The organism is Ensifer sp. CCNWLY38 (genome assembly GCF_037120565.1).
GTDB classification, from domain to species: domain Bacteria; phylum Pseudomonadota; class Alphaproteobacteria; order Rhizobiales; family Rhizobiaceae; genus Ensifer; species Ensifer adhaerens_H.
In genome coordinates this window covers 217,049-241,912 of the sequence record NZ_JBBBBO010000004.1, presented here as the reverse complement: position 1 = coordinate 241,912, position 24,864 = coordinate 217,049, and the positions used below count along the sequence as shown (strand labels likewise).

Genomic DNA, 24,864 nt, shown 5'->3' with positions numbered 1-24,864 from the left:
CCTGATGACCGGACCGATCCTCACGCGCCACGAAGGCGGCATTCTCGAAGTCACGATCGACCGGCCGAAGGCCAATGCCATCGACCTGAAGACCAGCCGGGTGATGGGCGAGATCTTCCGCGACTTCCGCGACGACGACAGCTTACGCGTCGCGATCATCACCGGCGCCGGTGAAAAATTCTTCTGTCCGGGATGGGACCTGAAAGCGGCGGCTGACGGCGACGCGGTCGACGGCGACTATGGCGTCGGCGGCTTCGGCGGCATGCAGGAGCTGCGCGACCTCAACAAGCCGATCATTGCGGCGATCAACGGCATCTGCTGCGGCGGCGGTCTCGAAATCGCGCTGTCGACCGACCTGATCCTGGCGGCAGAGCACGCGACCTTTGCGCTACCTGAGATCCGCTCCGGCACAGTTGCTGACGCCGCCTCGATCAAGCTGCCGAAGCGCATCCCCTATCATATCGCCATGGACATGTTGCTCACCGGCCGTTGGCTCGATGTGGCGGAGGCCCACCGCTGGGGCTTCGTCAACGAGATTCTGCCGGCGAGCAAGCTGATGGAACGGGCCTGGGAACTCGCGCGCCTGCTCGAGAGCGGGCCGCCGCTGGTCTACGCCGCGATCAAGGAAGTGGTGCGCGCCGCCGAAGGCGAAGCCTTCCAGACGACCATGAACAAGATCACCCAGCGGCAGTTCAAGACCGTCGACATTCTCTATTCGAGCGAAGACCAACTGGAGGGCGCCCGCGCCTTCGCCGAGAAGCGCGACCCCGTCTGGAAGGGCCGCTAGAGCGGGATGAGGAAAAGTGTGTGCGGTTTTCCGCCCGCATCCCGCTCTAAATAGACCCACCGCCATCCTTGGTGGCGCGGGGAACCGAGCCGGGCGACCGGCATTGAGACGTGACGAGACGCGCGGGCAATGCCGCGCGCCATAAACCACGCGTCCATAAGCCAAGCTTATGGAAATAAATTGTAATTTAGGGCGTTACAAGAACAGTTCCAGCGATTACGCTTATCGATCTGAAGCTAATGCGCCCGGTCGACGAAAGGAGAATGAAACCCGACGAAACAAGAAGCGGCCGCCCGGGCCGATCCGAAATGCCATCGATACAATGGCTGTACGCAGCAATCTCTAACAACCACAACGAACGGCGAATGCCGACAAAGAAGGGAACAGGGGAATGAGCGATTACAAGGATTACCTCACACGACAGGTCATGCTCGGCAAGATGAACCGGCGCGAGTTTCTCGGACGCGCCGCCGCCGCCGGCATTCTCGCCTCGACGGCCGGCACGCTGTTTGCGACCAGCGCAGCGGCGCAGGAGCCGAAGCGCGGCGGTCATCTGAAACTCGGCCTCGAGGGTGCTGCCGCGACCGACTCGAAGGACCCGGCCAAGGCTCTCTCACAATTCATGTTCGTCGTCGGCCGCAATTGGGGCGACATGCTCGTCGAAAGCCATCCGACGACAGGCGCCGCGGTGCCGGCTCTTGCCGAATCCTGGGAACCGTCGGCCGATGCGTCGACCTGGACCTTTACCATCCGCAAGGGCGTCAAGTTCCACGACGGCAAGGAGCTGACTGTCGACGACGTCATCAAGACCCTCCATCGCCACACCGATGACAAGTCGGAGTCCGGCGCACTCGGCGTGATGAAGTCGATCAAGGAAATCAAGGCGGACGGCGGCAAGCTCGTGCTGACGCTGACGGAAGGCAATGCCGACCTGCCGCTGCTGCTTTCCGACTACCACCTCATCATCCAGCCGAACGGCGGCCTGGACAATCCCGATGCCATGATCGGCACCGGCCCCTACAAGGTGACGAGCTTCGAACCCGGCGTGCGCGCGACCTTCGAAAAGAACGCCGACGATTGGCGCACCGACCGCGGCTACGTGGATACGGTCGAACTGATCGCCATGAACGACGCGACCGCCCGCATCGCCGCCCTCTCCTCTGGCCAGGTCCACTACATCAACCGTGTCGACCCGAAGACGGTCAACCTGTTGAAGAGGGCGCCGACCGTCGAAATCCTGACCACGTCCGGCCGCGGCCACTACGTGTTCCTCATGCATTGCAACACGGCGCCCTTCGACAACAACGACCTGCGCATGGCGTTGAAATACGCGATGGACCGCGAGACCATGGTCGAGCGCATCCTCGGTGGCTACGGCAAGGTCGGCAACGACTTCCCGATCAACGACACCTATGCCCTCTTCCCGGAAGGCATCGAGCAGCGCGCCTATGACCCCGACAAGGCGGCCTTCCACTACAAGAAGTCGGGCCATAGCGGCCCGGTGCTGCTGCGCACCTCCGATGTCGCCTTCCCGGGCGCGGTCGACGCGGCCGTGCTCTACCAGGATAGCGCCAAGAAGGCGGGCATCGAAATCGAGGTCAAACGCGAACCGGGCGACGGCTACTGGACCAACGTCTGGAACGTCCAGCCCTTCTCAACCTCCTACTGGGGCGGACGTCCGACCCAGGACCAGATGTACTCGACCGCCTACCACTCCGGCGCCGATTGGAACGACACCCGCTTCCAGCGCGAGGATTTCGACAAGATCCTGCTCGAGGCCCGCGCCGAACTCGACGAGCCCAAGCGCAAGGAGATGTATCGCACCATGGCGATGATGGTGCGCGACGAAGGCGGCCTGATCCTGCCGATGTTCAACGACTTCGTGAACGCCTCCACCAAGCAGGTGAAGGGCTACGTGCACGATATCGGCAACGACATGTCGAACGGCTATGTCGCAACCCGGGTGTGGCTGGACGCATGACGATGGAAAGCGGACCGCTCACTGGTCCGGTTCCGACGGAAGGGAACGCGGATGGAACCCATCCGCGTCCCGCCGAACTTTCCGGAGTACCAGCCAAACCCAACCCAGCCGCCCAGGGTGAAATCGGCGGCACCTTCTGGCGGCGCTTCACTTTCCGTCGCCCTCTCGTGGCGCTGATCCTTCAGCGCCTCGGCCTCAGCGTCGGGCTTCTCTTCGCTGTGTCCTTGATGATCTTCGGCGGCATCGAAGCGCTCCCCGGCGACTTCGCCACCACCTATCTCGGCCAGTCCGCAACGCCGCAGGCGGTCGAAAACATCCGCAAGGATCTCGGCCTCGACAAGCCGTGGACCGAGCGCTACCTCTCCTGGCTCGGCGGCGCGGTGCAAGGCGATTTCGGCACCTCCTGGGCCAGCAAGAATTCCGTCGGCGAACAGATCGGCAAGCGCCTCGGCAATTCGCTGTTCCTCGCCTTCTTCGCAGCATTCATTTCCGTGCCGCTCGCCGTCGGCCTCGGCATGCTGGCGGTGCAGTTCCGCAACAGATTGCCCGACAAGATCATCAACGTCGTCTCGCTCGCGGCCATCTCCTTGCCCGAGTTCTTCGTCGGCTATCTGCTGATCATGTTCTTCGCCGTCAAATTCGGCGTCGCGACCTTCCCGGCGACCGTCTATGACAGCATGAGCTTCACCGAGCGGCTTTCAGCCATCGCACTTCCGGTCGCCACGCTCGTTCTCGTCGTGCTCGCCCACATGATGCGCATGACCCGGGCAGCGATCCTCAACGTCATGTCGTCTGCCTATGTCGAGACCGCTGAACTCAAGGGCCTCAGCATGTTCCGCATCATCGCGCGCCATGCGGCTCCCAATGCGGTGGCACCCGTCATCAACGTCATCGCCCTGAACCTCGCGTATCTCGTCGTCGGCGTCGTCGTGGTCGAGGTGGTCTTCGTCTATCCCGGCATGGGGCAATACATGGTGGATGCCGTGACCGTGCGCGACATGCCCGTCGTTCAGGCCTGCGGCCTGATCTTCGCCGCCTTCTACATCTTCCTCAACATGGCGGCCGACATTCTCGCAATCATCGCCAACCCGAGACTGAGGCATCCGCGATGAACCTGAGATCCATCCCCTTCAGCGCCTGGGTCGGCATCGCCGGCATCGCCCTTGCGATCTTCTGCGCCGTCTTCGCACCCGTCATCGCCCCCTTCGGCGAACGCGACGTCGTCGGTGACATCTGGCTTCCGGCCGGCGGCGACTTCCTGCTCGGCACCGACAATCTCGGCCGCGATCTCCTGTCGCGTCTGGTCTATGGCGCCCGCACCACGATCTTCGTGGCGCTGGCGGCAACCGTGCTCTCCTTCTCGCTGGGCATGCTCCTGAGCTTCACCGCGGCCGTCGTGGGCGGTTTCACCGACCAGCTCTTCTCCCGCTTCAACGACCTGATGATGGCGATCCCGACGCTGATCTTCGCCCTCGTCGTTCTCGCCGTGCTGCCGCAGCATCTGTGGATCCTGATCCTCGTCATGGCAGTGCTCGACAGCACCCGCGTCTTCCGCATCGGCCGCGCCGTGGCACTCGACGTCGCGGTCATGGAATTCGTCGAGGCCGCAAGGCTGCGCGGCGAAGGCTCGCTCTGGATCATCTTCCGCGAAATCCTGCCGAACACGCTGTCGCCGCTGCTCGCCGAATTCGGCCTGCGCTTCGCCTTCTCGATCCTGTTCCTCTCCACCCTCTCCTTCCTCGGCCTCGGTATCCAGCCGCCGTCCGCCGACTGGGGCGGCATGGTCAAGGACAACAAGGACGGCATCATCTTCGGCATCTCGGCGGCACTGATCCCAGGGGCTGCAATCGCGACGCTGGCGATCTGCGTCAACCTCGTTGTCGACTGGCTGATGAAACGAACCTCGAGCCTCAAGGGAGGACGCGGCGATGCCTGAGATGCTTTCCGTCAAGAACCTCAAGATCGAAGCGACCAGCTATCCGCCGGGCGAACCACCCAAGGTCGTGACCCTCGTCGAGGGCGTCTCCTTCGACGTTGAGAAGGGCAAGGTGCTCGGCCTCATCGGCGAATCCGGCGCCGGCAAGTCGACGATCGGCCTTTCGGCGCTCGCCTATGGCCGCGGCGGCGTGCGTATCACCGGTGGCCAGGTCCTGCTCGACGGCAAGGACATCCTGACGCTCGACAAGAACGGTATCCGCTCGATCCGCGGCGCCCGCGTGTGCTACGTCGCGCAATCCGCGGCCGCCGCCTTCAACCCGGCCCACCGGCTTGGCGACCAGGTGATCGAGGCGTCGCTCCGCCACGGCATCATGAGCCGGGAGGAGGCGAAGAAGCGGGCGCTCTATCTCTTCCGGGTGCTGGGCCTCCCCAATCCGGAAACCTTTGGCGACCGCTATCCGCACCAGGTCTCCGGTGGCCAGCTCCAGCGCGCCATGACCGCCATGGCGCTTTGCCCCAATCCGGAGCTGATCGTCTTCGACGAGCCGACCACCGCGCTCGACGTGACGACCCAGATCGACGTGCTCGCCGCGATCAAGCACGCGATCGAGGAGACGCATACGGCAGCGCTCTACATCACCCATGATCTCGCGGTCGTCGCCCAGATCTCCGACGACATCATGGTGCTGCGCCATGGCAAGACCGTGGAATACGGCACCACCAAGCAGGTCATCGAGGCACCGCGGGAGGATTACACCCGCGCACTCGTCAGCGTCCGCCAGACCAAGCGCGACGAGGCGGCCGACCAGGCCGGGGCGCAATTGAAGATCGAGCATGTCAGCGCCGGCTACGCCAACGGCTTCAAGGTGCTGCACGACGTCTCGATGCATCTGCCCAAGGGCCAGACGCTGGCGATCGTCGGCGAAAGCGGCTCGGGCAAATCGACGCTCGCCCGGGTCATCACCGGGCTCCTGCCGCCGACCGAGGGCCGCATCAGCTTCGAGGGCAAGGAACTGCCGCGGGCCTTGAAGGGCCGCAGCAATGACGAGCTGCGCCGCATCCAGATGATCTACCAGATGGCCGACACGGCAATGAACCCGCGCCAGACGGTGCGCGACATCGTCGGCCGGCCCCTCTCCTTCTATTTCGGCATGCACGGCCAGAAGAAGTCGGAGCGGGTCAAGGAACTCTTGGACCAGATCGAGATGGGCAGCCGCTTCCTCGATCGGTATCCGGCCGAGCTGTCCGGCGGGCAGAAACAGCGCGTGGCGATCGCCCGGGCGCTGGCCGCCAAGCCGGAGCTGATCCTCTGCGACGAGCCGACCTCGGCGCTCGACCCGCTGGTGGCCGAAGGCATCCTGAATCTGCTTTTGAAGCTTCAGGAGGAAACCGCTGTTTCCTATGTCTTTATCACCCACGACATCGCCATCGTCCGGGCGATCGCCGACAGCGTCGCGGTCATGCATCGCGGCCGCCTCGTGCGCTTCGGGCCGAAGTCGAAGGTACTGTCGCCACCCTTCGACGACTATACCGACCTGCTGTTGAAGTCGGTTCCGGAAATGGAGATCGGCTGGCTGGAGCGCGTGCTGAAAACCCGGCGCATGGAAAGCGCCGGCAACTGAAGCCATCGAACGGATCTAAAATGGAAGCCGACCGCCGCACAGGCGGTCGGCTTTTCTGCCCCCAATGCTCGGATTCCGCGCCAGGATGCCAAAGACGCTTTCACGCTGCCCGTGAGCTCGCGTCAATGCTCCCAGAAATGCTTCTTGACCTCGGTATCGATCTGCTTTTCGGTCAGGCCGATATCATCGATCAACTCCGGCGCATCGGCTGCCATATGGGCAAGCTGATCGCGGTAGTGCTGACGATCGTCCCACATGGCAAAGAGACGCTTCGGGTGAAACCACTTGGTGATGCGGCCATCGCCGGGCTCGGACGTCTGCTCAACGTCCTCGAATACGGCGTGGTAGAAGTCGGACATGCCTGACAGAAGCTTGCTCATGGTCGTCCTCCCACGTGATGTTCAGCGCAAACTCTAGCCTCATAGGGCTATGCGGCAATCGCACATGTGCGGTGTTTTGCCTCCAGCATTTGTAGTATTTTACTGAAGCCGCAGCAGAACCGAACCGGTGAAACAAGGAGGCAGGTATGACCCGCATCCTGACGCGTCGCTTTGTGCCTGCGATCCTGTCGGATCGCGAGCGCGCAGTCGCCGAACGCTTTGCTGCCGGCCTGACCTACCGGCAGATCGGCGAAGCGCTCTGCATCGCGCCATCGACCGTGCGCAGCCATCTCGCGACGATCTATGGCAAGCTCGGCGTCCGCAACAAGATCGCGCTGGCGTCGGAGATAGCTGGGCCAGCGGAGGGAATGACCGCGGCAGCGGCCGAGCAAGGTCCGCCGGTCCTCGCCCTGCTCCCGATCGAAAGCCTGAACGAAGAGCGGCGCTGGCGCCGGTTTGCCGACGGCCTGTCGTCGGATATCTGCGTCGATCTCGCGCGCTACGCGGATCTGCCTGTTGTCGCCTTTCACACCATGAAGCTGCTCGGCAATCGTGCGGAGAGCTACGATGACCATGTCCGGGCCATCGGCGCGACCTATGCGGTGACCGGCCAAGTGCGCGCCGACGACCGGCAGGTGCGGCTGACGATCCAGCTCTCGGAAACGCGCTCCGGTATGACGCTCTGGAGCGAACGCTACGACCGGCCGATCGGAGACATACTCTCGCTTCAGGACGATTTGACGGAGAGCGTTGTCAACGCGCTGGCAGGCTGCTTCGGCAAGCTGGCCGCCCTCAGGCGCAATGCCAGCCGCAAGAAGGCCCCCCCGAACTTGCATTCCTACGATTACTATCTTCTCGGCGTCGAACAGCTCAACCGGTTCAGCCCAGAGGGAAACGCTGCGGCAATCCACCTCCTCACGCGATCGCTCGAATTGGACCCCGCACGGGTAAGGGCCTGGACCGAACTGGCCTATGCCTACTCCGTCCAGGCGTGCAACGGCTATGGCATTGACTTTGATACGACCATCGGGAACTGGCGATCGGCTATCGAGGAGGCCTTGCGCCTCGATCCGGCAAACCCGTTCGCCCATACCTGCCTTGGCGATCTCAAGGCGTGCCTCGGCGACATCAAAGGTGCCGCCGACGCCCAGGCGCACGCGTTCGAGCACGGCAAGCACAATGCCGATACCCTGGCGCTCTTGGCCGGCAGCAAGGCTCTGGTGGCCGGAGATCCGGACGAAGCGATATCGCTGATCGAGAAGGCGCTGTCCCTCAATCCCTTGGCTCCCCCCTGGTACTACGGCATGCTCGGTCGCGTCCTCTTCGTCATCGGCCGTCATGCGGAGAGCCTTTCGGCGCTGGGACGCAGTTCACAAGAATCGCCCAATACGCTGATGTTTCAGGCCATGGGACACGCCCGTATCGGAGAGACCGAAGAAGCGGCAAGCGCCGCATCACGGTTACGCACCGAGTTCCCGGACTTCTCCGTCGAGCGCTTCATCGCCGGCTACCCGGTCACCAACCCGCCGGCGCTCAAAGCCGTTCAGGAAGGAGCCCGGCTGGCGATGCTCGACTGACGGCGCAATCTCACTTCTGCCGGCAATCGACGTCGCCCACGCGCTGGGCGGCTTCGCCTTCAAACGTCACAGACGGTTCTGCCTTCGCGGTACAATCGCCCTTGGCGCCAGCACCCGCGCGGAAATGCACGACCGGCTGGCCCTCGATCATGATGCTCGGCACCACCTCGTAGAGTTCCGGCGGGCAATTGGCGACGTCGGAGAGCCTGAGCGCCGGCTGGCCGCCGATCATCACGCTGGAGGCGCCCGAAAGCGCGCAGGATGGAATCGGCGCCCGCGCCTCCTCGGCCATCGCAAACGGAGCCGGCACGGCAAACCAAAGGCAGGCAGTGACGGCCGCTACAGCTTTCATGATCTCTCCTCCAATTGTCCCTTGCCGGTGCAAGCTATCACACGGGCCCGCCCGCACCTCAATATTCAGTCGGCACGGTCAAGAGCTCGGCATCGGGCGCATCGAGGAAAGCGCGGACCGTCTGCGGCAGATGGCGCGAGGCAAAGGACAGCACGCCGCAGCGCGAGAGCATCTGGCGCAGATCCGGCTGAGCCCCAAGAGATCGCCAGATCATCCGAGACGCATAGGGCAGGTTCTCCTTGCGCCAGGAAACCCCCATGGTCGTGCCACGCAGATAGACGCGCTGGTGCACTTCGAAAGGCAAAAGGATCGTCTGCGCCAGCATCGGCTCGCGCCCGATGCTGCGCTCGGCGACGAAGATGCGGTTTCGCCAGAAGGTGACGAGACCGACATATTTCGAGAACTGCTGGATCTCGTTTTTCGGGTCGCGGATGCGCTCGATCGATTTGACCCGGATCGAGCCCGCCTCCTCGTAGATCCGGGCGCAGGAGCAGACGACCAACCCCGGCCAGGAGAGCGAAACGTGGTAAGTCTGATAGTAGCCGATATGGCGCCTCAAGCCCGCGATGTCGCCGGGAAAGCCTTCGAGCAGCAGGCCGGCGTCCGAGCGATCGCGGTCCGGTCGCGTCATGCGCGCCTCGAACTGTTTTGCCGGTAGTGCGAAGTCCTCGGCCGCCAGTCCGAAGAAGCGGGCGATGCGCGCGACATTGTGCGGTGACGGCCGCGCTTCGCCACCGATATAGCGGTTGAACTGCTGCCGGTTGATGCCGATCTCGCGACAGATCTGCGAGATCGAGCGCCGCGTCGCGCAGGCAAACCTGAGATTGGTCGAGAAGATTTCGATGTCCTGCATTGTGCTATCCGCCCTCACCTTCGCGCCAGCCGCCCTGATATGAGCCGGCGGCGAACGGATAGCGTAAAAGCGCGTAAAAACGCGTCAAGTCGCGAAATTGTGCGCGCGCCTGCAGCCGTTAGGTTTTCCCGATAAACATCTCACCAAAGGGAACCTTGAAATGACCGAATTCACGAAGCGACCCGACGGCCTTCTCGTCCCCGCCGGCATCAGCCGGCGCGGCTTCCTGGCCGGCAGTGCAGCGCTTGGACTTGCGGCCAGCCTCGGTGCAACGCTTGCGGCGGGCGACGCGCGGGCTGAGGAGCCGAAGCGCGGCGGCCATCTGAAGCTCGGTCTCAAGGGCGGCGCCACCACCGATTCGCTCGACCCCGCCGCCTATAGCGGTTCCGTCTCCTTCGTCATCGGTCACCTCTGGGGCGACACGCTGGTCGAATCCGACCCGAAGACCGGCGCGCCGCTGCCGGCCCTTGCCGAATCCTGGGAGCCTTCGGCGGATGCGTCGCAGTGGACCTTCAAGATCCGCGGCGACGTCAGTTTCCATGACGGCAGCAAGCTGACGGTCGCCGACGTCGTCGCAACACTGAAGCGCCATGCGGACGAAGGCTCGAAGTCCGGTGCCCTCGGACTGATGCGCTCGATCAAGACGATCGAGGAGAAGGCAGGCAGCCTGGTGCTGACGCTCACCGAAGGCAATGCCGACCTGCCGCTGCTTCTGACCGACTATCACCTGATCATCCAGCCGAAGGGCGGCGTCGACAATCCGGCCTCGCCGATCGGCACCGGCCCCTACAAGCTTGCAAGCTACGAGGCGGGCCTGCGCGCCACCTTCGAGAAGAACGCCGCTGACTGGCGCTCGGACCGCGGCTTCGTCGACAGTGTCGAGATCATCGTGATGAACGACACGACGGCGCGCATCGCAGCCCTCTCGTCCGGCCAGGTCCACTTCATCAACAACATCGACCCGAAGACCGTGCCGCTTTTGAAGCGCGCGCCGCGCGTCGAGATCCTCAGGACCGCCGGCAAGGGCTTCTACAGCTTCCTGATGCATTGCGACACCGCGCCCTTCGACAACAACGACCTCAGGCTGGCGCTGAAATATGCTGTTGATCGCCAGGCGATCCTCGACCGGGTGCTCGGCGGCTTCGGCACGCTCGGCAACGACTATCCGGTCAACGGCAACTATGCGCTGGCGCCGGAAGGCATCGAGCAGCGGGCCTATGACCCCGACAAGGCCGCCTTCCACTTCAAGAAATCCGGCCATGACCGGCCGATCCTGCTGCGCACCTCCGACGCCGCCTTCCCCGGTGCTGCCGATGCAGCCGTGCTCTTCCAGGAAAGCGCCAAGAAGGCTGGTATCGAGCTGGAAGTGCGGCGCGAGCCCGAGGACGGCTACTGGACCAACGTCTGGAACGTGCAGCCCTTCTGCGCCTCCTATTGGGGCGGCCGGCCGACGCAGGATTCGCGCTACTCGACCTCTTACCTTTCGACCGCCGAGTGGAACGACACGCGCTTCAAGCGCGAGGACTTCGACAAGCTCCTGCTTCAGGCCCGCTCCGAGCTCGACGATGCCAAGCGCAAGGCGATGTACCACACGATGGCAATGACGGTGCGCGACGAAGGCGGCCTGATCCTGCCGGTCTTCAACGATTACGTGAACGCCGCCTCGGCCTCGCTCAAGGGCTTCGTCGACGACATCGGCAACGATCTTTCCAATGGCTATGTCGGAAGCCGCGTCTGGTTCGACAGCTAAGCAATTCCGCGTCCGGAAGTGCCAGAGAGAACAAAGAGATAGAGTGCTAGAACGACATGTCAGAACGTGAATTCACTGTGATCGAAAACGAATGGATCCGGCTGAAGGACGGCACCCGGCTTGCCGCCCGCATCTGGATGCCCGCCGGCGCGGGAGCCGCGCCGGTTCCGGCCGTGCTCGAATACCTGCCCTACCGCAAGCAGGGCGGCACGAGTCTGCGCGACGAATCCACCTATCCCGTCTTTGCCGCCGCCGGCATTGCCGGCGTGCGCGTCGACATCAGAGGCTCCGGCGAAAGCGATGGCGTCATCGATGGCGAGTACACGCCGCGCGAACTTTCGGACGGGTGCGAAATCATCGAATGGATCGCGGCGCAGCCCTGGTCCAACGGCAAGGTCGGCATGATGGGTATCTCCTGGGGCGGCTTCAACTGCCTGCAGGTCGCAGCCCTGAAGCCGCCGGCGCTGAAAGCCGTTATCTCCATCGCCTCGACAGTCGACCGCTACAACGACGACATCCACTACAAGAACGGCTGCCACCTTTCCGCCCAGCTTTCCTGGGCGGCGACCATGCTCGGCTACCAGTCGCGCTCGCCGGATCCCGCAATCGTCGGCGACCGCTGGAAGGAAATGTGGCTGGAGCGGCTGGAGAACGAGCCCTATTTCATGGAGGAGTGGCTGGAGCACCAGCGCCGCGACGCCTTCTGGCAGCACGGCTCGATCGCGGAGGATTTCGAAAGCGTCGAGGTGCCGGCACTCGTCATCGCCGGCTGGGCTGACGGTTACCGCAACACGCCCTTGAAGGCAGTCGAGGGTCTCGGCGACAAGGCGAAGGCCCTGATCGGCCCCTGGGTGCACAAGTATCCGCACTTTGCATTCCCGAAGCCGCGCGCCGATTTTCACGGCGAGGCAATCCGCTGGTGGAACCGCTGGCTGCGCGACGAGAAGAACGGCGCCGAGGACGGCCCCCAGGTGCGCGCCTATATGCTCGACGGCCCGCGCCCGTCGCTCCGGCGCGACAGCGATCCCGGCCGCTGGGTGGCGAAGGAAGCGTGGGCATCGCCGGACATGCAGCTTTTCGGCGTTTCCCATGACGGGCGGCTCACGCCTTCGGCCGGCGGCACCGGTATCGGCGAGATCTACCTGAAATCGCCGCTCGATACCGGGACGGCATCCGGCGAGTATTTCACCCTGAAGCCCGACGCCGAAATGGCCGGTGATCAGCGCATCGACGATGCCGGCTCGCTTGTGTTCGAGACGGCGCCGCTGCTTGCTGCCGCCGACTATCTCGGCCAGCCGACGCTGACCGTCGATGTCAGCTGCCAGGCGGCAACCGCCAACCTCGCCGTGCGCCTCGTCGACGTGCATCCGGATGGCACCGCGACCCGCGTCGCCTTCGGCGTCCTGAACCTTGCGCATCGCGACGGCAACGAAAGCCCAAGGGCGATGGAGCCCGGCCGCAAGACGCGGATCACGCTTGCGCTCGACGCCTGCGGCTACCGCTTCCGTGCGGGCAACCGCATTCGCGTGTCGCTCTCCACCTCCTACTGGCCGCTGATCCTGCCATCACCCACGGAGCCGGGCCTCACGATCGACACATCAAGCCTGTCGCTGGCGCTTCCGCTGCTTGGCGCTCACCGCGAAATCGCCGTGCCCGAGCCGGAAAACCCCGATCCGCTGCCGAAATACCGCGAACTGACACGCGGTACATCGAGCCGCACCGTCGAGCGCGACATGACCCATGGCATGACCCACTACCGGATCTACGAGGACACCGGCCTCTCCGAACATCCGGATACCGGCCTTGCCACCCAGGACATCCGCGACGAAACCTGGTCGATCGCGCCCGACGATCCGCTCTCGATGATCGGAACCTCGACCTGGACCTGTGTCGCCAAGCGCGACGGCTGGTCGGTGCGCACGGTTTCGACCTCGACGCTCCACTGCACCGAAAGCGAGTGGATCACCGAGGCTGAAGTCGTCGCCTATGAGGGTGACAGGCAGCTCTTCGAGAAGCACTTCAAGAAGCGCATCCCTCGCGATTTCATGTGAGGTGCGCGCCAGGAACGGGCGGGCCGTTGGCCGCCGCCACGCCCGGTCCGGCAGTACTCTCTTGACTTCATCGGCAAGTCATTGTACCAATCGGTAAACACTTGACCGATTGGTACACAAATGCGCCACTTCTTCTCGCGTCACCAGCCTCCCGTTCATATCAACCGCGGCCTCATTGCCGGTATCGGCGGCCTCGTCGCCATCGCCGCCGTCGGCGCGCTCACCAATCTCGTCGGCCATCCGCTGCTGATGGCGCCTTTCGGCGCAAGCTGCGTGCTGATTTTCTCGGTCGCATCAAGCCCGCTGTCGCAGCCGGCCAATGTCGTCGGCGGCCATGTCGTCGCCACGCTCGTCGGCCTGGTCCTGAGAGCCTTTTTCCCCAACGAATGGTGGGCAGTGGCAATCGCCGTCGGCGCGGCGATCGCGCTGATGGCGGCGCTGCGCATCACCCATCCACCGGCGGGCGCCAATCCGCTCGTCGTCTTCTCGGCCGATCCCGGTTTCGAGTTCCTGCTCTTCCCCGTGCTGACCGGCTCACTCATCCTCGTCGCCGTTGGCGCCCTCTTCCACCGTTTCGCGAAGGTGGAGTATCCGCTGGTGAGGAAGCCGGCATGAGCCGCATCGTCGCCGAACGAAAGGACGTCATTGCCACGCTGGCGGAAATCTTCCGCGAACACGGCTATGATGGCACCAGCCTCAGCCTGATCACCGAAAAGACCGGCCTTGGCAAAGGCAGCCTCTACCATTTCTTCCCCGGCGGTAAGGAGGAGATGGCCGAGGCCGTGCTTGGTGACATCGCCGCTTGGTTCCGCACCCACATCTTCGACGCGCTGCGCGACACGGAAAACCCGGCGCAAGCGCTGGAGGCAATGTTTGCGGGCGTGGACGGCTATTTCCGCCAGGGCCGCAGGCTGTGCCTGATGGGGGTAATCGCCGCAAGCGGCGCCCACGACCGTTTCGCACGCGAACTCAACGGTTACTTCTCCGACTGGCGCGCCGATCTCGCTGCGACGCTTGAACGCGCCGGCACGCCAAAGGCGGAATGCAACGCGCTCGCCGAGGAAATCGTCGGCGGCATCCAGGGGGCGTTGATCCTTGCCCGCAGCCTTGACGATCCCGGCGCCTTCGGCCGGGTGCTCGCCCGGCTGAAGCCGCGGTGCCTGCCCGCATCGGCGTGAAGAGCGAAATATCGGCGGGAAACGGCCCACACCTCCCGCGCCGCGGCAATTGACAAAACTCAGTTCTCGGACGCTGCGCGCCTTGACAACCCGTGTCGTGCGCAGATATTAACCGATGAGTTAAATAACTCTGAGGTTAAAGACTGGGCGCACTGGACCGCTCAGGGAGGGAGGCAGGATGACAGCGGCGACCGCGAACGCAACGCGCAAAGAAATCGGACTGGAAATCGTGCGCGACTTCGAAGCGCCGGTGAACCTTGTCTTCAAGGTCTGGTCGACGCCCGAGCACATGCTGCGCTGGTGGGGACCGCGGGATTTCACGCCTCATTCGCTGAGCATGGATTTCCGCCCCGGCGGCGCCTGGCGCGCCTGCATCCGCTCGCCCGAAGGCCAGGACTATTGGATGAGCGGCGTCTATCGCGAAGTGCGCGAGCCCGAAAAACTGGTCTTCACCTTCGCCTGGGATGAAGACGGCGAGCCCGGCACCGACACGCTGGTCACCGTGTCCTTTGCCGATATCGGCGGCCGGACGCGGCTGACCTTCCAGCAAACACCATTCGAGACCGTCGAGGAGCGCGACTCGCACCAGGAAGGCTGGGGCGAGTGCCTCGAGCGGCTCAAGGATTACGTCGAACATGTCTGAGATCGCAAACCTGCAAAGCCCTGTGACGCCCGGCCCTAGGGCGACCCGGCGCGAATGGATCGGGCTCGCCGTGCTGGCCCTGCCCTGCATGCTCTATTCCATGGACCTGACCGTGCTGAACCTTGCGGTCCCACAACTGACCGAAGAGCTGAAACCCTCCGCCGCCCAGCTTCTCTGGATCATCGACATCTACGGCTTCATGGTCGCGGGCTCCCTGATAACTATGGGCACGCTCGGCGACCGCATCGGCCGCCGGCGGCTGCTGATGATCGGCTCGATCGCCTTCGGCCTCGCCTCGATCTTCGCCGCCTTCGCCTGGAACGCAGAGACACTGATCCTGGCGCGCGCCGTGCTCGGCGTTGCGGCCGCAACACTTGCGCCCTCCACTCTCTCGCTGATCCGCAACATGTTCCTCGACGACAGGCAGCGCACCTTCGCGATCGGCGTCTGGCTTGCCAGCTTCTCCGCGGGCGGCGCCATCGGCCCGGTCGTCGGCGGCCTCATGCTGTCGCAGTTCTGGTGGGGCTCGGTCTTCCTGCTCGCCGTGCCCGTGATGGCGCTCATCCTCGTCCTCGGACCGATCCTGCTGCCCGAGTTCCGCGATCCCGAGGCCGGCCGGATCGATCTCACCAGCGCTGCCCAGTCGCTGATATCAGTGCTTTCGGCCATCTACGGCGTGAAGCATATCGCCGAGGCCGGGCTCGACACGACGGCGATCTTCTTCATCCTTCTCGGCATCGCCATCGCAATCCTGTTTGCACGGCGCCAGCTCCGGCTTGCCGATCCCTTGATTGATCTGAGGCTGTTCAAGACACCCACCTTCAGCGCGGCACTGGGCGTCAACATCCTCGGCATGTTCGTCGGCTTCGGCGCGTTCCTGTTCGTGGCGCAGTATCTGCAGCTCGTCCTCGGGCTTTCGCCTTTCGTCGCCGGGCTCTGGTCGATGCCAACGGGCGTCGCGATGATCCTCGCTTCGATGGGGGTTCCGATGCTTGCCACACGCATCGCCGCCTCCAACCTGATTGCCGCAGGTTTCGTGCTGGCGGCCATCGGTTTCGCGATCTGCACCCAGGTCGGCACATCGAGCAGCCCACTGCTCGTCACGACGGGTCTCGTCGTCCTCTGCCTCGGCTTCGCCTCGATCGGAACCTTGACGACAGACATGATCGTCGGCTCGGCACCGCCGGAACGTGCGGGTGCGGCCTCGGCGATCCCGGAAACCAGCTTTGAATTCGGCGGCGCGCTCGGCATCGCCGTGCTCGGCAGCCTGCTGACCTCGGCCTATCGCGGCCGGATGGACGGGCTGGTGGTAACCGGCCTGCCGGAAGAGACGATCGCCGCGGCCCGGCAGACGCTCGGCGGCGCGGTGGCCGTCGCCGCCGATCTACCGTCGGCTGAAGCCGAGCGTCTACTGACGGCGGCGCGCGGCGTCTTCACCCAGTCCTTCGCCTTCACCGCCTCGATCTGCGTATTCCTGTCGCTCGCCACCGCGCTCATGGCCTTCCTGCTCCTGCGCAAGGCGAGCGATGACGGCGACGGCAAGGATCCGGTCATCGCCGATCGGCCGGCCCCTTCGGGCACCGTCGGGTAACGACGCCCGGCGTCAGGGCGCCGGACCGGAAACGGAACACAGCACAGCCTTCATCGGCGTCGGCCGCCCGGCCGGCGTACGGTGAGGCGCGGCCAAAATCAGGGAGGAAACGATGAAGAAGCTCTATCGCGGCGGCTGCCATTGCGGTGCCGTCGCCTTCGAATGCCAGCTCGATCTTGCCGATGGCATCCGCCGCTGCAACTGTTCCTTCTGTGCCAAGACGCGGATGCAGAAGGCCTTTGCGCTCCGAAAAGAATTCGAGATCACCGCCGGCAAGGACAAGCTCACGAGCTACCGGGCCGACAACTCGAGCTGGAACGTGGGCGACGTCGATCATTATTTCTGCAGCCGCTGCGGCGTCCGCCCCTTCTCGCGCGGCTATCACAAGGATTTTCTCGGCCATTTCTACGCGGTCAACGTCGCCTGCCTCGACGGCGTCAGCGACGCGGAACTGGGCGAGGCTCCGATCATTTACGAGAACGGCCGCGCCGACGATCATTTCAATCCGCCGGAAGACACGCGCTTCATGTAACCGCCGGGCAGCTCGGGACGGTCAGGCGATCGTCAGCGCGCGAAGTGCCGCCAGCGCCCGCTCGGCATCCGCTTCCGGCACGAAGATGTGGTCGTGATAATAGGCGGCAATCACATTGGCGCTGATGCCCTCGCGCGTCAGCGCCGCCGATACCGCCGCCGTCAGCCCGACCGCTTCGAGTGCCGAATGCACGTTGAGCGTGATGCGCCGGAGCAGCGGGCCATAGTCGAGCCCCGCCTCGTCCGCAGCGCTGCGGGCAAGGACCAGCGTGAGCCCCTCATCCTCGCGATAGGTGGCAAGCGGCTCCAGCGCCTCGTAGCGCGCCTGATCGCGGTAGGCGACGGTGCAGTAGACATAGGTCTGCGGAAACAGCACCGGGTTCATCGTCGCCAGCAGTTTTGCGAGATCCGTTTCGCCGGCCATGACATTCCCTTTCGAACCGCTTCTTCTGCAGGGAGTGGTAGCGGATCGTCACGTTGGCGTGAAGCACGCGATCGCGATTTGACCATTGTCATTCCCGTGAAAACATGAGGTCATCAAGCGCCCGGAGTGGAAACCGGCTGGTGGAGGAAATGATGGCGTTGAGCAGCAAGCCGGCACATGCCTCTTACAGACCCCTCGGGATGCTGACGGCTACCTTCGCCGCGCTGCTGGCCGCGGTACCGCTCGCCGCCGCCCAGGAACCGGCCGTCGTCATCCCGCCGCCCTCGCTCGACGAGAAAGTGTCCGGCACGACGGAAATCGCCGTCTTTGCCGGCGGCTGCTTCTGGGGCGTTCAGGGCGTTTTCCAGCATGTCAAAGGCGTGAAAAAAGCCGTTTCGGGCTACTCCGGCGGCAGCGCCGCGACCGCCGACTACGAGACGGTCAGCGGCGGCAAGACCGGCCACGCGGAATCAGTGGAGGTCACCTACGATCCGCGCGAGGTGACCTATGGAGGACTGTTGCAGGTCTTCTTCTCCGTCGCCCACAACCCGACACAGCTCAATTACCAGGGCCCTGACCATGGCACCCAATACCGATCGGCGCTCTTTGCCGTCACGGATGAGCAGAAGCGCATCGCCGACGCCTATATCGCCGAACTCGGCAAATCACGAGCCTTCCCCGCCGCGATCGTTACGGAAGTCTCACCCTTTAGGGGATTCTACGCCGCCGAGGACTATCATCAGGATTTCCTGACGCGCAACCCGACCCATCCCTATATCGTCTACAACGACATGCCGAAGATCGAGAACTTGCGGGCGCTCTTTCCGCAGGCCTTCCGGGCAAACCCCGTGCTGGTGTTCAAGGCGAAAAGCTAGATCATAGAAATAGCGTGACGCAGCCTTCCGCCCGGAACGGCATCGCAGCAATTGTCAGCGGGTTCCTGCAAGCACCGCCACGCCCTCGGCCAGCCGCCGAAACCCTTCCCGCGCGCCCTCGCTCATGTGCCGTGCCCGCAGCCAGGCATGGATCATCTGCGGCTCCTCGCGGAAGGTGACGTTGACCCCGGCCATGGCAAGGCGCGCCGCATAGAGGCGCGCGTCATCGCGCAACGGATCGAAGAAGGCACCGGTGATATAGGTCGGCGGCAAGCCCGAGAGATCCTTTTCCGCCAAGGGCGCTGCGAAGGGATTGTCGACAGGCGCCTGCAGCATCTCGCGATAATAGCTGGTGTCGGCGGTCGTCAGCCCCGGCGCCTCGGCCATTTCGACATAGGAACCCGAGACCAGATCGCCGCCGAGACCCGGATAGATCAGCACCTGGCCGACGATGCCGGTGAGCCCCTCCGCCCGCGCCTTGAGCACGATGCCCGCCGTGAGGTTGCCGCCGGCGCTGTCGCCGGCAATGACGACCGGGCGAGCGTCGGCAAGCAACTCCTGCAGCACCGCATAACAATCCTCGAAGGCCGCTGGCCAGACATGCTCGGGCGCCAGGCGATAATCGACCGATACCAGCTCAGCCCCAGCAAAATCCGCCAGCTCGGCGCAGATCGCATCATGGCTGTTAAGCGAACCGACGACGAAGCCGCCGCCATGGATGTAGTAGATGCGGGTCTTCGTCGAAACCGTTGCGGGCCGGTAGCGCCGGACCGGAATGCGACCGTCAACAAGCGCATCTTCACGGGTGAGGCCGGCCGAGCTCGGCGCATCGAATTCGGCGCAAAGCGCGTCGTACCATTGGCGCTGCTGCTCGATCGAGGCATCGACCGCATCGGCCGGATAGAACGCCTCGCAGCGGCGGTGAAAGGCGAGGATCCCCTCCTCCGTCGGTATCGGCCGCTTCGTCATCTGGTCCACATCGTCCTCCTCTCATCCCGCTTTCGCGCCAGCTTAGCATCGGCACGCCCGCTCCCTGTTCGAAAATCGACATGACAGGAAAAAATCACCGACCGATCCGCTTGCGTTTCGGCGCTTGCCAGCCCTGCCCCGCACCTATTAACTCGCGCCATGGCCTTCACATTCCGCCAGTTGCAGTATTTCGTCGCCGTCGCCGAGCAGGGTTCGATCACCCGCGCGGCGCAGAACCTTTCGATCTCGCAGTCCTCGATCACCGAGGCGATCAAGGAGCTCGAAGGCGATCTCGGCGTCGAGCTCTTCGACCGGCATCCGCGTGGCCTGTCGATCACCCACAACGGCCACCAGTTCCTGCGCCACGCCACAAAGATCCTCTCCAATGTCTCCGACGCCAGACGCAGCTTTTCAGACAGCCGCGAGGAAACCGGCGGCAAGCTCAATCTTGGGGTCACTTCGCTCGTTGCCGGCTACGTGCTCTCCGATCTGCTTGCCCGCTATCGCCGCGCCTGCCCCGGCGTCGAGGTCAGCGCCATCGAGGACAACGGCTCCTATCTCGAACACCTGTTGATCGGCGGCGAACTCGATGTCGCCGTCATGGTCATCTCCAACCTGCGCGACCGCATGGCGCTGCAGGCCGAAATCCTCGAGACCTCGCCCTACCGCCTCTGGCTGCCGATCGGCCATCCGCTTGTCAGCGCCGATATCATCTCCGTCAGCGATATCGCCAAGGAGCCGCTGATCATGCTGACGGTGGATGAAATCGAGGAAAACACCGGCAAATTGCTGTCGGCGCTCGGCGCCCGCCCGCATGTCGCCTTCCGCACCCGCTCGGTGGAAGCGGTGCGCAGCCTGGTCGCAACCGGCGCCGGCATCGCGCTACTGCCCGATCTCGTCTACCGCCCCTGGTCGCTTGAAGGCGACCGCATCGAAAGCCGCGACGTCTCCGGCGCGCTTCCCGTCGTGCAGGTCGGCATGGTCTGGCGAAAGGGCTCTGGCCTGCCGCAATCGGCGCGCGATTTCGTCGGTATCGCCGAGGCGCTCAGAAGCGCCCGCCCGCGTTAACCCACTGGTTTTGCTTGCTTTCAGGCGGTTTCGGAGAGTTGATATCGGAAAAACCGAAAGCGACATTCTGTTTAATGAATTTGCGAATGCGGAGAAATCAAGGCACGCTTCAACCTGGGAACGAAGCCGCAAAACGCGGCTCAAAACTGGGAGAATTCAGATGAAGCAGATGCTCAAATCCTGCACGGCATTGACCTTGTCGCTCGGCCTTGTTGCCCCGGCATTCGCGCAGGAGCCGCTGAAGGAACTCGGCAAGGGTGAAGGCGAACTCTCCATCGTCGCTTGGGCCGGCTACATCGAGCGCGGCGACACCGACAAGAACTACGACTGGGTCACGGATTTCGAAAAGCAGACCGGCTGCAAGGTCTCGGTCAAGACGGCCGCCACCTCGGACGAAATGGTCGCGCTGATGAATGAAGGCGGCTTCGACCTCGTCACCGCCTCGGGAGACGCGTCGCTGCGCCTCGTTGCCGGCAAGCGCGTCCAGCCTGTTAACACCGACCTGATTCCCAGCTGGAAGACGATCGACGAGCGCATGCAGAATGCGCCCTGGCACACGGTCAACGGCGTCCACTACGGTACGCCTTATGTCTGGGGCCCGAACGTGCTGATGTACAACAAGGATGCCTTCAAGGGCGAAGCGCCGAAGAGCTGGAACGTCGTCTTCGAGGAAATGTCCCTGCCCGACGGCAAGTCCAACAAGGGCCGCGTCCAGGCCTATGATGGCCCGATCCATGTGGCCGACGCCGCCAACTACCTGATGACCCACAAGCCCGATCTCGGCATCAAGAATCCTTATGAGCTGAACGAGGACCAGTACAAGGCGGCCCTCGACCTGCTTCGCGGCCAGCGCAAGCTGGTCGGCCGCTACTGGCACGACGCGATGATCCAGATCGACGACTTCAAGAACGAAGGGGTGGTGGCCTCCGGCTCCTGGCCGTTCCAGGTCAACCTGATGGAAGCCGAGAAGCTGCCGATCTCTTCGACCATTCCGGAAGAAGGCGTCACCGGATGGGCGGATACCACCATGCTGCATGCTGAAAGCGCCCATCCGAACTGCGCCTATATGTGGATGGAGCATTCGTTGTCGCCGAAGGTGCAGGGCGACGTTTCCGCCTGGTTCGGCGCCAACCCGTCGGTCGGTGCGGCCTGCAAGGGCAACGAACTCCTGACCGACGCCGGCTGCAAGACCAACGGCTACGAGGACTTCGACAAGGTCAAGTTCTGGAAGACGCCCGTGACGAAGTGCGAAAGCCAGGGCGAATGCGTGCCCTATCACCGCTGGGTCTCCGACTACATTGGCGTGATTGGCGGCCGCTGAGCCGCAACCGCATAGCAAGCATTTGCCCCTCACCCTGACCCTCTCCCCGCACGCGGGGAGAGGGAACGCCCCCGGCCAAGCCTCGGGCGTGACCTTTGAGGCAAGCCGCCCGCCGCACGTCCCCTTCGCCCCGCCTGCGGGAGAAGGTGCCCGGCAGAGCGGATGAGGGGCGCTTTCCCTCACCGCGGGGATGAGGGGCCACATTTTCCGGAGTATCTCGATGACCACCGCCGTTCTCTTCGACAATGTTTCCCGCCACTTCGGCGCCGTGCGCGCCGTCGATGGCGTGAACCTCGAAATCGCCGAGGGCGAGTTCTTCGCCATGCTCGGCCCCTCCGGCTCGGGCAAAACCACGTGCCTGCGCCTGATGGCCGGGTTCGAGCAGCCGACTGGCGGCCATATCGAGATCTTCGGCGAGACGGCCGAGGGCGTGCCGCCCTACCGCCGCAGCGTCAACACGGTGTTCCAGGACTACGCCCTCTTCCCGCATCTCTCGATCCTCGACAACGTCGCCTACGGGCTGATGGTCAAGGGCGTCGGCCGCGAGGAACGCCGCAAGGCTGCCGAGGACGCGCTCGCCATGGTCAAGCTGCCGGGCTATGGCACCCGCCGCCCGGGCCAGCTCTCCGGCGGCCAGCGCCAGCGCGTGGCGCTCGCCCGCGCCCTTGTCAACAAGCCCAAGGTTCTGCTGCTCGACGAACCGCTCGGCGCGCTTGACCTGAAGCTGCGCGAGCAGATGCAGGAGGAACTGAAGAGCCTGCAGAAGTCGCTGGGCATTACCTTCGTCTTCGTCACCCACGACCAGGGCGAGGCGCTGTCGATGGCCGACCGCATCGCCGTCTTCAACGATGGCCGCATCCAGCAGCTCGGCAGCCCCGAAGACGTCTACAAGCAGCCGAAGACCCGCTTCGTTGCCGATTTCGTCGGCTCGTCCAACGTGCTGCCGGCGAAACTTTGCCAGCGGCTCGGCCTGAAGGCACCCTCCGCCAGCCTGCGCCCGGAGGCGATCTCCATCTCCACCCCGTGGACCGGCGCGCTCAGCCTCTCGGGCACCGTCTCGGCCCATAGTTTCCTCGGCGCCGTCAACCGCGTCGTCGTCGACGTCGATGGCGCCCGTGTCGCCGTCGCCAGCCCCGCAGCGCTCACCGTGCCTGCGGTCGGCAGCCCCGTCACCATCAGCTTCGCCGCCGACGAGCTGCACCCGATGGAGGACGCATGACCGCCTTTGCCGAACCCATCGTCTTGGCCGAACGCCGCGGCCCCGCCGGTCGCCTGTCGGACTTCTTCTGGAAGCACCCGCATCTGCTTCTGATGATAATGCTCGCGCCGCCGCTGCTCTGGCTCGGCGTCGTCTATCTGGGATCGCTCTTTGCGCTGTTGCTGCAGAGCTTCTTCTCGATCGACGATTTCTCGGGTCTCATCAACTACGAGTTCACGCTGGCGACCTATCGCCAGCTGCTCAGCGAAACCAATCTCGACATCATCCTGCGCACCGTGCTGATGGCGGCGACCGTCACGCTCGCCTCCGCCGTCATCGCCTTCCCGATCGCCTACTACGCGGCGCGCTACGCGCAGGGAAAATGGAAGGTGCTGTTCTATCTCGGCGTCATGCTGCCGCTCTGGTCGAGCTACCTCGTCAAGATCTATGCCTGGAAGCTGATCCTCGCCAAGGAAGGCATTCTCACCTGGATCTTCGAAAAGCTGCACCTGCTCTGGCTGCTCGACGCCTGGCTGGCGCTTCCCGTCGTCGGCGGCAACTCGCTCTCGGTCAGCTATACCGGCACCTTCATCGTCTTCGTCTATGTCTGGCTGCCCTTCATGATCCTGCCGATCCAGGCAGCGCTCGAGCGCGTGCCGGGCAACCTGATCGAGGCTTCGTCCGATCTCGGCGGCACGCCGGCCCAGACCTTCCGTCATGTGCTCTTTCCCTTAGCGCTGCCCGGCATCGTCGCCGGCTCGATCTTCACCTTCTCGCTGACGCTCGGCGATTACATCATTCCGCAGATCGTCGGCTCGTCCCGCCTCTTCATCGGCCAGGCGGTCTATGCCCAGCAGGGCACGGCCGGCAACATTCCGCTCGCCGCCGCCTTCACGGTGGTGCCGATCGTCATCATGGGCGCCTACCTGTTCATGGCCAAACGCATGGGGGCTTTCGATGCGCTCTGATCGCCTCAACCGCTCGCCAATGGGCCTGAAGATCGCCGCTGCCGCCGGCCTCGCCTTCCTGCACCTGCCGATCCTGCTGATCTTCCTCTACGCCTTTACGACCGAGGAAAAGAGCTACCAGTTCCCGCCGCCGGGGCTGACGACGCAATGGTTCGCCGTCGCCTGGAACAGGCCCGACGTCTGGGCGGCGCTGACGCTCTCGGTCAAGGTCGCCTCGATCGCGACCGCGGTCGCGCTGGTACTCGGCACGCTCTGTGCGGCCGCCGTCAGCCAGACGCGCTTCTTCGGCCGCGAGACGATTTCGCTGCTCGTCATCCTGCCGATTGCGCTGCCAGGCATCATCACCGGCATTGCGCTGCGCTCCGCCTTCTCGATGGCCGACATTCCCTTCTCCTTCTGGACCATCGTGCTCGGCCACGCGACCTTCTGCATCGTCGTCGTCTACAACAATGCGGTCGCCCGTTTCCGGCGGGTTTCCGGCTCGCTGATCGAAGCCTCGATGGATCTCGGCGCCGACGGTTTCCAGACCTTCCGCCACATCATCCTGCCGAATATCGGCACGGCGCTCTTGGCCGGCGGCATGCTCGCCTTCGCGCTGTCCTTCGACGAGGTGATCGTCACCACCTTTACCGCCGGCCAGCAATCCACCCTGCCGATCTGGATGCTCGAAGAGCTGATCCGCCCGCGCCAGCGGCCGGTGACCAATGTCGTCGCCATGGTCGTGGTGCTCGTCACCTTCCTGCCGATCCTCGGCGCCTACTACCTCACCCGCGACGGCGACCAGATCGCCGGCGCCGGCAAATAACT

Annotated in this window: 24 protein-coding genes; 19 read left to right on the top strand and 5 right to left on the bottom strand. The window is 64.1% G+C overall.

The annotated features are described in order from the left end of the window. The first annotated feature begins 4 nt into the window (after nucleotides 1-4). From V7S54_RS10780 to V7S54_RS10760, 5 genes are all read left to right on the top strand, one after another. Nucleotides 5-787 (top strand): carnitinyl-CoA dehydratase, encoded by a 783-nt coding sequence (locus V7S54_RS10780; protein ID WP_065375630.1) that lies wholly within the window; start codon nucleotides 5-7, stop codon nucleotides 785-787. 391 nt (nucleotides 788-1,178) lie between these two features. After that, on the top strand, nucleotides 1,179-2,768 hold the full coding sequence (locus V7S54_RS10775) for an ABC transporter substrate-binding protein (protein WP_065375631.1): 1,590 nt from the start codon (nucleotides 1,179-1,181) through the stop codon (nucleotides 2,766-2,768). Beyond that, nucleotides 2,765-3,880 carry an ABC transporter permease gene (locus V7S54_RS10770; protein WP_065375632.1) on the top strand — a complete coding sequence of 372 codons (1,116 nt, stop codon included), beginning with the start codon at nucleotides 2,765-2,767 and terminating at the stop codon, nucleotides 3,878-3,880. The genes V7S54_RS10775 and V7S54_RS10770 overlap by 4 nt, the downstream gene beginning before the upstream one ends. Next, nucleotides 3,877-4,704, top strand: coding sequence for an ABC transporter permease (locus V7S54_RS10765; RefSeq protein WP_065375633.1), 828 nt, complete (start codon nucleotides 3,877-3,879; stop codon nucleotides 4,702-4,704). Before V7S54_RS10770 ends, V7S54_RS10765 begins: the two co-directional genes overlap by 4 nt. After that, on the top strand, nucleotides 4,697-6,328 hold the full coding sequence (locus tag V7S54_RS10760) for an ABC transporter ATP-binding protein (RefSeq protein WP_065375634.1): 1,632 nt from the start codon (nucleotides 4,697-4,699) through the stop codon (nucleotides 6,326-6,328). Before V7S54_RS10765 ends, V7S54_RS10760 begins: the two co-directional genes overlap by 8 nt. 122 nt (nucleotides 6,329-6,450) lie before the next feature. Here V7S54_RS10760 and V7S54_RS10755 read toward each other — a convergent pair whose 3' ends face one another. Continuing rightward, nucleotides 6,451-6,708, bottom strand: coding sequence for a DUF1127 domain-containing protein (locus tag V7S54_RS10755; RefSeq protein ID WP_065375635.1), 258 nt, complete (start codon nucleotides 6,706-6,708; stop codon nucleotides 6,451-6,453). A gap of 146 nt (nucleotides 6,709-6,854) precedes the next feature. Here V7S54_RS10755 and V7S54_RS10750 point away from each other — a divergent pair, with 146 nt between their 5' ends. Continuing rightward, complete coding sequence (locus V7S54_RS10750) at nucleotides 6,855-8,285, top strand: LuxR C-terminal-related transcriptional regulator (RefSeq protein WP_065375636.1); 1,431 nt, start codon at nucleotides 6,855-6,857, stop codon at nucleotides 8,283-8,285. 10 nt (nucleotides 8,286-8,295) lie between these two features. Here V7S54_RS10750 and V7S54_RS10745 read toward each other — a convergent pair whose 3' ends face one another. Together V7S54_RS10745 and V7S54_RS10740 are read right to left on the bottom strand one after the other, a co-directional pair. Further along, nucleotides 8,296-8,637, bottom strand: coding sequence for a PAAR domain-containing protein (locus tag V7S54_RS10745; RefSeq protein ID WP_065375637.1), 342 nt, complete (start codon nucleotides 8,635-8,637; stop codon nucleotides 8,296-8,298). 58 nt (nucleotides 8,638-8,695) lie between these two features. Then, nucleotides 8,696-9,490: a helix-turn-helix domain-containing protein gene (locus V7S54_RS10740; protein ID WP_065375638.1), complete on the bottom strand. Its 795-nt coding sequence runs from the start codon at nucleotides 9,488-9,490 to the stop codon at nucleotides 8,696-8,698. A gap of 160 nt (nucleotides 9,491-9,650) precedes the next feature. Between V7S54_RS10740 and V7S54_RS10735 the strand changes: the two genes are divergently transcribed. The 7 genes from V7S54_RS10735 to V7S54_RS10705 all read left to right on the top strand — a co-directional run bounded on the left by V7S54_RS10735 (nucleotide 9,651) and on the right by V7S54_RS10705 (nucleotide 17,235). Next, entirely contained in the window at nucleotides 9,651-11,240 is a 1,590-nt protein-coding gene (locus V7S54_RS10735; RefSeq protein ID WP_065375639.1) for an ABC transporter substrate-binding protein, read from the top strand. Between the two features lie 56 nt (nucleotides 11,241-11,296). Further along, on the top strand, nucleotides 11,297-13,291 hold the full coding sequence (locus V7S54_RS10730; RefSeq protein WP_065375640.1) for a CocE/NonD family hydrolase: 1,995 nt from the start codon (nucleotides 11,297-11,299) through the stop codon (nucleotides 13,289-13,291). Nucleotides 13,292-13,411: 120 nt separating this feature from the next. Next, nucleotides 13,412-13,906 carry an HPP family protein gene (locus V7S54_RS10725; protein WP_065375641.1) on the top strand — a complete coding sequence of 165 codons (495 nt, stop codon included), beginning with the start codon at nucleotides 13,412-13,414 and terminating at the stop codon, nucleotides 13,904-13,906. Further along, the gene (locus V7S54_RS10720; RefSeq protein WP_065375642.1) at nucleotides 13,903-14,469 is read left to right on the top strand and encodes a TetR/AcrR family transcriptional regulator; all 567 of its coding nucleotides are present in this window, start codon (nucleotides 13,903-13,905) and stop codon (nucleotides 14,467-14,469) included. Before V7S54_RS10725 ends, V7S54_RS10720 begins: the two co-directional genes overlap by 4 nt. Before the next feature lie 178 nt (nucleotides 14,470-14,647). Next, nucleotides 14,648-15,112 (top strand): SRPBCC domain-containing protein, encoded by a 465-nt coding sequence (locus V7S54_RS10715; RefSeq protein ID WP_065375643.1) that lies wholly within the window; start codon nucleotides 14,648-14,650, stop codon nucleotides 15,110-15,112. Then, entirely contained in the window at nucleotides 15,105-16,703 is a 1,599-nt protein-coding gene (locus V7S54_RS10710; protein ID WP_336408371.1) for an MFS transporter, read from the top strand. Before V7S54_RS10715 ends, V7S54_RS10710 begins: the two co-directional genes overlap by 8 nt. 112 nt (nucleotides 16,704-16,815) lie before the next feature. Further along, nucleotides 16,816-17,235, top strand: a complete 420-nt coding sequence (locus V7S54_RS10705) for a GFA family protein (RefSeq protein WP_065375645.1) — start codon at nucleotides 16,816-16,818, stop codon at nucleotides 17,233-17,235. A gap of 21 nt (nucleotides 17,236-17,256) precedes the next feature. Here V7S54_RS10705 and V7S54_RS10700 read toward each other — a convergent pair whose 3' ends face one another. Continuing rightward, nucleotides 17,257-17,658, bottom strand: coding sequence for an ACT domain-containing protein (locus V7S54_RS10700; RefSeq protein ID WP_065375646.1), 402 nt, complete (start codon nucleotides 17,656-17,658; stop codon nucleotides 17,257-17,259). Nucleotides 17,659-17,810: 152 nt separating this feature from the next. Between V7S54_RS10700 and msrA the strand changes: the two genes are divergently transcribed. Further along, nucleotides 17,811-18,533: a peptide-methionine (S)-S-oxide reductase MsrA gene (gene msrA / locus V7S54_RS10695; protein ID WP_419178171.1), complete on the top strand. Its 723-nt coding sequence runs from the start codon at nucleotides 17,811-17,813 to the stop codon at nucleotides 18,531-18,533. A gap of 54 nt (nucleotides 18,534-18,587) precedes the next feature. Here the strand turns inward: msrA and V7S54_RS10690 are convergent, their stop codons facing one another. Beyond that, on the bottom strand, nucleotides 18,588-19,502 hold the full coding sequence (locus tag V7S54_RS10690; RefSeq protein WP_065375737.1) for an alpha/beta hydrolase: 915 nt from the start codon (nucleotides 19,500-19,502) through the stop codon (nucleotides 18,588-18,590). Nucleotides 19,503-19,661: 159 nt separating this feature from the next. Between V7S54_RS10690 and V7S54_RS10685 the strand changes: the two genes are divergently transcribed. The 5 genes from V7S54_RS10685 (at nucleotide 19,662) to V7S54_RS10665 (ending at nucleotide 24,862) form a co-directional block, all read left to right on the top strand. Further along, on the top strand, nucleotides 19,662-20,570 hold the full coding sequence (locus V7S54_RS10685) for a LysR family transcriptional regulator (protein ID WP_029742595.1): 909 nt from the start codon (nucleotides 19,662-19,664) through the stop codon (nucleotides 20,568-20,570). A 160-nt stretch (nucleotides 20,571-20,730) separates the two neighbouring features. Then, nucleotides 20,731-21,891 carry an ABC transporter substrate-binding protein gene (locus V7S54_RS10680; RefSeq protein ID WP_065375647.1) on the top strand — a complete coding sequence of 387 codons (1,161 nt, stop codon included), beginning with the start codon at nucleotides 20,731-20,733 and terminating at the stop codon, nucleotides 21,889-21,891. A gap of 220 nt (nucleotides 21,892-22,111) precedes the next feature. Beyond that, entirely contained in the window at nucleotides 22,112-23,110 is a 999-nt protein-coding gene (locus V7S54_RS10675) for an ABC transporter ATP-binding protein (protein ID WP_065375648.1), read from the top strand. Beyond that, nucleotides 23,107-24,057, top strand: a complete 951-nt coding sequence (locus V7S54_RS10670) for an ABC transporter permease (protein ID WP_065375649.1) — start codon at nucleotides 23,107-23,109, stop codon at nucleotides 24,055-24,057. Before V7S54_RS10675 ends, V7S54_RS10670 begins: the two co-directional genes overlap by 4 nt. Beyond that, nucleotides 24,047-24,862, top strand: coding sequence for an ABC transporter permease (locus tag V7S54_RS10665; RefSeq protein WP_065375650.1), 816 nt, complete (start codon nucleotides 24,047-24,049; stop codon nucleotides 24,860-24,862). Before V7S54_RS10670 ends, V7S54_RS10665 begins: the two co-directional genes overlap by 11 nt. Nucleotides 24,863-24,864 lie beyond the last annotated feature (2 nt).